The sequence below is a fragment of the Pseudoalteromonas sp. SR45-5 genome (assembly GCF_014163565.1).
In the GTDB taxonomy this organism is placed as follows: domain Bacteria; phylum Pseudomonadota; class Gammaproteobacteria; order Enterobacterales; family Alteromonadaceae; genus Pseudoalteromonas; species Pseudoalteromonas distincta.
In genome coordinates this window covers 1-2,487 of record NZ_JACJDN010000585.1, presented here as the reverse complement: position 1 = coordinate 2,487, position 2,487 = coordinate 1, and the positions used below count along the sequence as shown (strand labels likewise).

Annotated in this window: 2 protein-coding genes; both read left to right on the top strand. The window is 41.5% G+C overall.

What is annotated here, in order from left to right:
* Positions 1-1,007, top strand: a 1,007-nt coding sequence (locus H5072_RS16805) for an alpha/beta hydrolase-fold protein (protein ID WP_182694189.1), incomplete at its 5' end; no start/stop codon positions are given.
* 159 nt (positions 1,008-1,166) lie between these two features.
* Entirely contained in the window at positions 1,167-2,468 is a 1,302-nt protein-coding gene (locus H5072_RS16800; protein WP_182694188.1) for a DEAD/DEAH box helicase, read from the top strand.
* Positions 2,469-2,487 lie beyond the last annotated feature (19 nt).

Genomic DNA, 2,487 nt, shown 5'->3' with positions numbered 1-2,487 from the left:
CAAACAAAGTTTATCCAGTTATTTATCGCCTAGATGGCGCGGGTAACATACCGCTTATAAGTGCTGTAATGGATCGACTGCAAAATAATAATCTTGCGCCTGAGGTTATTATTGTCGCTATTGAAAACACCAATCGCTTAAGAGATTTATACCCCACAGTTAATAAAGAGCCACAAGGCCCGGTAGGTGAAGGTGGTGGTGCAGCAAGGTTTTTAGCATTTATTGAGCAAGAGCTTATGCCCTTAATTAATAAAAACTATCGTACGCATAACTTTAATGTGATTGCTGGGGGCTCAGCAGCAGGCGTGTTTGCACTTTATACTATGCAAGCTAACCCTGAGCTTTTCCAAGCGCATATTGCTTACAGCCCTGCCGTTTGGTGGAACTATGGCGCATCGGTAAAAAGTACAAAATCGTTTATAGCTAAAACAAAAGACCTGAATAACTACGTTTATATCAATATTGGCGAAGAAGCCGGCATAATGCGTGAAAGATACGATGAATTACAGCAATCACTGCAATCGCATAAAGTGCGAGAGCTACGCTTCTTTAGTAATGCGTTTGACGGTGTCTCGCATAACCTGACTTCCGTTGCTGGTGCATTTAATGCCTATCACAACTTATTTTTGCCTAAACAAATGCCCATAAGTGATTTAACTGACGATGTAGCCTCTATTGATGCTTATTATCAAAACTTATCTCAACAATGGGGCGAGCAGGTTGCGCCACCAGACCGCGCTGTTAGATCACTCGGTTATAACTTAACGGGCAGCAAGCAGTTTACCCGCGCTATAGAGGTGTTTAAGTACAATATAAAAAACTACCCAAAATCAGTCGATGCGCTTTCAGCCTTATCTTATGGCTATGAAATGCAGGGGGATACTCGTCAAGCGCTTGAAAATATGGAATCTGCTCTAGCAATTGCAGATGACTCATACCCTTATATAAATTACTTAAAAGAAACAAAAGCTAGACTACAAATAGCTTTAGGCAAAGACGAAACATAACCACTTTTTAATCCAACTCGATTGTTATATATTTAAAGAGAAAAGGGAGTAACAGCTTTTCTCTTTTTCTAAAACCACATTAAAATCACTAACCCCTACTTAACGGGTAATAAATACGCTAAAATTGCAGGCTATTTTAGTAATGAGCCCGCAAATTTTATGACCTCAGCCGCAAATCCTAGTAATTTCAACGATCTTGGCCTAATTCCAGAGCTAATTGCTCGATTGTCTGATCTTGAATACACACAACCTACACCTATTCAGGCACAAGCAATTCCGAGTATTTTGACGGGAAGTGACTTAATTGCGGGGGCAAATACTGGCTCAGGTAAAACAGCGACGTTTGCTTTACCTATGCTACAAACCCTATTTTTAGAGCAGGGCGCTAAAAATACTGCCAGTAAAGGTAACTTTGTTACTGGGCTTATTTTGGTACCTACTCGCGAGCTTGCAACGCAGGTGGCCGATAGCGTTAAATCGTATTCTGCTAACTTTAATGGCGCAATTAAAGCGGTGGCCGTGTTTGGTGGTGTGTCGGTTAATACACAAATGCAGGCACTGCGCGGCGGCGCCGATATTATTGTTGCAACGCCAGGTCGTTTGCTTGATTTAATCTCAAGCAATGCGATTAAGCTCGATAAAGTGACGACCTTAGTGCTTGATGAAGCCGACCGTATGCTAAGCCTTGGCTTTACCGAAGAGCTGGCTGATCTTTTAGCGTTAATGCCTGCTAAAAAACAAACCATGTTGTTTTCAGCGACCTTCCCAGAGCAAGTCACTCAATTAACGCAAGAACTGTTAACTAATCCTGTTGAAATACAAGTACAAAATAAAGATGAAAGCACACTTGTACAGCGCGTGTTTAGTGTTAACAAAGGCGAGAAAACCACGGTTTTAGCGCATTTAATTAAAACCCATAAATGGCGCCAAGCATTGATTTTTGTGAACGCGAAAAAAGACTGTGAGCACTTGGCTAGCAAACTTGAAAAGCGCGGTGTTAATGCACAAGTTTTCCATGGCGATAAAGGCCAAAGTGAGCGAACTCGTGTAATAGAAAAATTTAAAGCGGGCGAAATCGAAGTACTGATCGCAACCGATATTGCTGCACGTGGTTTAGATATTGAAAAGCTGCCAGTGGTAATAAACTTTAATCTACCACGCAGTCCTGCTGATTACATGCACCGTATTGGTCGAAGCGGCCGTGCTGGTGAAGTAGGTTTAGCGCTTTCATTGGTTGATTATGAAGATTTGCATCACTTTAAAATAATCGAGAAGAAAAACAAACTACGCCTAGAGCGTGAAGAAGTAACCGGTTTTGCTGTAAACCAAGCAAACCTTGATGCAGCTGATGCGCTTAAAAATGAAAAGCCAATGGCAAAACCAGAAGGCACAGGCAAGAAAAAGAAAAAAAATAAAGCCGATGATATAGATGATGTATGGAGTGGCTGGCGCCGTAAGTAACAATAGAGCTAAATAGCTG

What these genes read in the sequence shown, in the direction of transcription:
- H5072_RS16800 (WP_182694188.1), top strand. Translation starts at nt 1,167, where the DNA reads ATGACCTCAGCCGCAAATCCTAGTAATTTCAACGATCTTGGCCTAATT.